The sequence below is a fragment of the Hymenobacter agri genome (assembly GCF_054778495.1).
On the sequence record NZ_BAAGZM010000292.1, the window covers coordinates 1 to 5,163 of the forward strand.

The window sequence follows — 5,163 nt, forward strand, 5'->3', positions numbered from 1 at the left end:
CCCGGGCCGCCCGGCCCTGCGCGGCGCGGCCCTGCTGGGCAGCGTGCTCTGCATCGACCAGAACCTGATACTGGAGTGGCAGTACATGAACGGCATTCTGGACGGCGACAACATGAACCGCCGCTTTTTTGTGGCCCTGCTCGGCAACGTGCACCCCACGCAGGACGACCTGAACCTATTCGAGTCGAGAAACCGCCTGCCCGGCGGCGCCAAAAACTACACCTTCCGCCCCTTGGGCAAATTGACTTTCGACGACCAGCCGGTGGCCGACTCCACGGGCATTACCGATGCCGGCGGCTACCACAGCCGGCAGGCCTATGCCAACGCGCCGGCCCGCAGCCAAAGCCCGGCGGTGCAGGTGCGCCTGCGCGATGCCGGCCTGAGTGCCGGGCAGTGGGTACGCGGCAGCGTGATGGTGAACTCCGAGTACGGCGCCTGGGGCCAGCGGCTGATGGTGGTGCTCGAACACAATGGCCAGCCCATCCAATCGGAAACTACCCGCCTGCAGAACGCGCTGAGCGTGCCCGGCCGCTGGACGCGGGTGTGGCTCGATATGCCCATTTCCGTCGATGCGCAGCCCGACGACGTTGTTAAAGTATTCGTGCTGAACGAAAACGGTTCGCCGGCCCTCATCGACGACCTGCAGGCCGAGGCCCTGCAGCACCAGCTGGGCTGGTAGGGCCGGGCCCAACGGCAATTTTCCACCTAATTTTAGTTTTTCAACCCTCTTACTTTTCCTATGTTATTCCGTTTACCCTCTCGCCTGGCCCTGCTGGCCGGCGGCGCGCTGGCGCTGGCCAGCTGCGGTGGTGCCGATTCCGAAAACAACGCTAACCTGATTGCCGCCAACGATTACGAGGCCGTGGTGGGCTGGGGCGGCGATGCTAACAGCATCACGCGGGAACACGCGCACTCCGGCCACTACGCCGTGAAAGTTGATGCGGCCCACGAGTTTGGCCTGGGCTTTGGCATGCCCCTGGGCGAAGCCACTGCCCGCAAGCCCCACCTGCTCCGGATTTCGGGCTGGGCGTACAAAACCGACGACAAATCCACGGCCCGCCTGGGCCTGCAGATTTTTGATGCCGCCGCTGGCAAGGAAATATTCGGCGACGGCATCAACTACGCCGACCAGGTGAAGGACACCAAAAAGTGGGTGCACATTTCCAAAGACATCAAGCTGCCCGAAACCGTGAACAGCACGCAGCAGCTGCGCGTGTTTTTGTGGCGCGCCGCGGCAACCTCGCCCGCCTACATCGACGACCTGCACATTGCGCTGGTCGACTAGCCAAGCCAATGGGCCCGTTCGCCAGCCCCCGGCGCCAGCCAGCGCTGCCGCCGGGGGCCCGGTCCGTCAGGTTCCTTTCCTTTTCGCTTTATGAAGCAGTTTCTCTACGCGGCCTTTGCCCTGGGCCTAGTGGCCTGCCACGACCAGGCAGCCCCACCGGCGGGTCAGTTGGCGTTCAACGATTTTGAAAATGTGGAAGGCTGGACCAGCGGCGTGGCGGTTCCGTCCCTCACCACCGACAAGGCGCATTCGGGCACGCACGCCGTGATGGTTGCGCCCGGCACCGATTTCAGCCTGGGCTACAACAACCTGCTGGGCAAAACCGGCGATGGAAAGCTGCGCAAAATCCGGCTGCAGGCGTGGGTGTTCGTGCCCGATGCCAAAGCCGCGACCATGCTCGTCACGCAGCTGCGCGACGAAGCCACCCAGAAAGACGTGTTTTGGGACGGCTTGCCCATTACCCCCGCCGCCGGGAAGCTCAACGAGTGGGTGAAGGTGGAGAAAGTGGTGACGCTACCGCCCACGGCGGCGTATTCCAACCGCCTGCTGGTGTACCTGTGGCGCAAAGAGAGTGCCCTGCCCACCTACCTCGACGACCTGGAAATTTCCCGCGCCGAGTAGCGTTTCAAATTGGGCCGATTTTACCTCGCTGCGGGGTGAAATCGGCCCAAATGGCGGCTGGCCGCGGCCGTCCTCCCGAAATCCGTCTTCTGTGCGGGCCGCGGCTACCAGGGGCCGCCAACGGCACGGCCGTGCTGCGCTACTGCCCCAGCAGCCCGTACTTCAGAATGCAGTAGATGGCCCGGAAACCATCGCGCCAGCCAATTTTCTTGCCCTCGGCGTAGGTGCGGCCGTAGTAGCTGATGCCCACTTCGTAGATGCGCACGTCCTTCACGCGGGCTACTTTGGCCGTTACTTCGGGCTCGAAGCCGAAGCGCTTTTCCTGTAGCTGCAGGCTCTGAATGATGTCGCGCCGGAACAGCTTGTAGCAGGTTTCCATGTCGGTCAGGTTCAGGTCAGTCATCATATTGCTCAGGAAGGTGAGCATCTGGTTGCCGATGCTGTGCCAGAAGAACAGAATGCGGTGCGGGTTGCCGCCAATGAAGCGCGAGCCGAACACGACGTCGGCAAAGCCCTTTAGAATGGGCTTCATGAGGCGATTATATTCCTCGGGGTCGTATTCGAGGTCGGCGTCCTGAATAATGACGTAGTCGCCGGTGGCCTCGCGAATGCCGGTGTGCAGGGCCGCGCCCTTGCCCTGGTTCACGGTGTGCTCGAGCAGGCGCAGGCGCATTTCGGGGTAGCGCGCGGCGTAGGCCCGGATGGTATCGGCCGAAGCGTCCGTCGAACAGTCGTTAACGAGAATAATCTCCTTGCCAATGCCGTTCACCAGCTCCAGCCCACGCAGCAAATCCAAAATCTGATGAATGGTACGGGCCTCGTTGTAAACCGGAATAACGATGGAAAGCGTGTCGAATTTAACCACTTGGAAAGAATGAATACGGCGCGGAAGCCGTAAAGCTAAGGGTCAGTTAGCAGTGAATAGTTATCCGTGAACAGACTTAACGGCTGTCACCATACTATTCACGGATAATTGGTCGCTGACAACTGCCTACAGGGCGCCCGTGCGGCCACCGTCGACAGGTACGCTGGTGCCGTTGACGTAGCCGGCCGCCGGTGAGGCCAGGAAGGCCACGGCCGCCGCTACTTCTTCGGCCAGCCCGAAGCGCCGGGCCGGAATGGTCTTCAGCATATCGGCCTCAATCGATTCGGCCGACTGCCCGGTTTGGGCCACTTTCTTTTCGATGAGCGAGTGGTGGCGCTGCGTGAGCGTGGCGCCGGGCAGCACGTTGTTGACGGTGATGCCGTGCGGGCCGAGCTCGTTGGCCAGGGTTTTGGCCCAGCTAGCCACCGCCCCCCGAATGGTATTGCTCACGCCCAAGCCCGGCAGCGGCACCTTCACCGACGTGCTGATGATGTTGATGATGCGCCCGAAACCCGCCGCCCGCATGGCCGGCACCAGCGCCTGCGCCAGCAAGTGGTTGCAGATAACGTGCTGGTTGAATGCCAGCCGCAACGCATCCACCGGCGCATCGAGCAGCGGCCCGCCGGCCGGCCCGCCGGTGTTGTTCACCAGAATATGAAAGCCCGCGGGGTGCGTGGCCAGGTAGCCCTGCACCACCTCGGCCAGGTGGCTGGGGTCGTCGAAATCGGCCACCAGGTAGTCGTGCGTGTGGCCGGTGGGCGTGGGCAGCTGGGCTACGGTTTCGCGCAGGCGGTCTTCGTTGCGGGCCAGCAGGGTGAGGCCGCAGCCGCGCTCGGCCAGCAGCTGGGCCACGGCACGGCCAATGCCTTGGGTGCTGCCGCCGACTAAGGCGCGGTAGGGGAGGAGGTCGCTCATCAGGTGTGTTAGAAAGAAGGGGAAGCAGGCTGTTGCGCCGCGAAGTTCTTCAAGAATGGCATAACGACACCGGACTTCGGGCATATTCGGAGCAAATAAGCGAAAAGGGATGCTGAAACCGATGGTTCAGCGTCCCTTTTTCAGGCCGGTATTTGCGAATTAACCGGCCGGCTCCGCGTTTCGGGGCGGCCTCCGGCGGTGCATGCGGGAGCCGGGCAAGGCGTGGCCGGCCAGCAAGGTGCCAGCCAGCCCGCGGGCGCTTCCTACTCCCGAAACTGCGGAATGCGCTGACCTTTTAGCGGCCGGCCGGCGTGAACAGTACGAGGCTATCGAGCACCTGCTCGCGGTAGCCGAGCGGCAGCAGCAGCTGGCGCAGGCGCTGGTGAGCGGGCTGGTTGCGGTAGGCGGGCTCGACTACGAATGCGGCGGGTTGGTAGCGCTGCAGGAAATTATGCACCTGCCCGGACGTGGGGGCGGCCCCGGCCGAGTCGGGCCGCGTTTGGGCCAGCAGCAGGGCGTGGAGCACCGGTTCGGCGTCGAGCGAGGCAAACTGGGCGGGGGCTACCCGCGAGATGTAGCCCCCGGGCAGGTGCTTGTGGTGCTGGGTTTGGTAGAAGAGCTGCACGGCCCTGAACTGGCCCACCTGCCGCGAGCCATCAGCAATGCCGAGCGGAATGGTGATGAGGGAAGAACCCGGCAGCGGCGCCACCTGTTGGTACGCGCGGGGTACGTCGCGGGGACGCAGCTGCGGAAACGGGCGCGGCCAGAACTCGAACAGTATTGCGCCGAAAAGCAGCAGGCTGAAGGCCATTTGCGCGGCGGGTTTCAGGCGGTGGGCCCAGGCCGCCTCCAGGGCGCTGAACGAGACGATAGGCAGCAGCAGCCCCACCAGCATAATCCAGCGGGTAGGGCAGCGCAGGTTGTTCAGAAACGGAACGAAATGCAGCACTGCCGTGGGCAGGTTCAGCCGCTCGTGGCCCAGCACCCGCCCCGACGGAATGGTGAACAGCAGGAAAACCACCAGTACCCAGGCCAGCGGCCGGCCGGCCGCATCGGCAAAGCGCGCCGAAGCGGGCCGGCAGTGCCACCAGCGCAGGACGCCCAGCGCCAGGGCCAGCAGCGGCAGCACGTAGCCAATGAACAGCGTATTCTCAATCGAGCCCGGCGTGTTGAATACCTTGGGGTTGTGCAGCAGCCGGGCCGCCCAGTCCCAGTACACCCAGCGGCTGCTGGCCGGCGGCATAAAAAATGCCACCAGGTCGCCGCCCCACCAAATGCTCTTCTCGGGCAGGCCCGACATGCGCAACAAGCGGATGACGACGTGGCTGACGGCCAGCAAAACCGCCAGCCAAACCCAGGTGCGCCCGGCGCGCCACCGGATGCGGCCCAGCCGCAGCCCAAACCACGCCGCGTAGGCCGCCGAGAAATACAGCAGCCCAAACAGCACGTAATAGTCGCTCAGCAGCGTGAGCACGCC

General features: G+C 64.0%; 6 protein-coding genes. 3 read left to right on the plus strand and 3 right to left on the minus strand.

Translation table 11 applies throughout. The annotated features are described in order from the left end of the window. The 3 genes from ACYVDE_RS13965 to ACYVDE_RS13975 all read left to right on the plus strand — a co-directional run. Nucleotides 1–679: hypothetical protein (locus ACYVDE_RS13965; protein WP_460502157.1), on the plus strand; the 679-nt coding region annotated here is incomplete at its 5' end. A gap of 60 nt (nt 680–739) precedes the next feature. Next, nucleotides 740–1,285 (plus strand): carbohydrate binding domain-containing protein, encoded by a 546-nt coding sequence (locus tag ACYVDE_RS13970; protein ID WP_460502158.1) that lies wholly within the window; start codon nt 740–742, stop codon nt 1,283–1,285. Nucleotides 1,286–1,375: 90 nt separating this feature from the next. Next, the gene (locus ACYVDE_RS13975) at nt 1,376–1,906 is read left to right on the plus strand and encodes a carbohydrate binding domain-containing protein (RefSeq protein WP_460502159.1); all 531 of its coding nucleotides are present in this window, start codon (nt 1,376–1,378) and stop codon (nt 1,904–1,906) included. Between the two features lie 139 nt (nt 1,907–2,045). Here ACYVDE_RS13975 and ACYVDE_RS13980 read toward each other — a convergent pair whose 3' ends face one another. From ACYVDE_RS13980 to ACYVDE_RS13990, 3 genes are all read right to left on the minus strand, one after another. Continuing rightward, nucleotides 2,046–2,771 carry a glycosyltransferase family 2 protein gene (locus ACYVDE_RS13980; RefSeq protein WP_460502160.1) on the minus strand — a complete coding sequence of 242 codons (726 nt, stop codon included), beginning with the start codon at nt 2,769–2,771 and terminating at the stop codon, nt 2,046–2,048. A 126-nt stretch (nt 2,772–2,897) separates the two neighbouring features. Beyond that, nucleotides 2,898–3,689 carry an SDR family oxidoreductase gene (locus ACYVDE_RS13985; protein WP_460502162.1) on the minus strand — a complete coding sequence of 264 codons (792 nt, stop codon included), beginning with the start codon at nt 3,687–3,689 and terminating at the stop codon, nt 2,898–2,900. 292 nt (nt 3,690–3,981) lie between these two features. Then, on the minus strand, nt 3,982–5,163 hold a 1,182-nt coding region (locus ACYVDE_RS13990), incomplete at its 5' end, for a hypothetical protein (protein WP_460502161.1).

What these genes read in the sequence shown, in the direction of transcription:
- ACYVDE_RS13970 (WP_460502158.1), top strand. Translation starts at nt 740, where the DNA reads ATGTTATTCCGTTTACCCTCTCGCCTGGCCCTGCTGGCCGGCGGCGCG.
- ACYVDE_RS13975 (WP_460502159.1), top strand. Translation starts at nt 1,376, where the DNA reads ATGAAGCAGTTTCTCTACGCGGCCTTTGCCCTGGGCCTAGTGGCCTGC.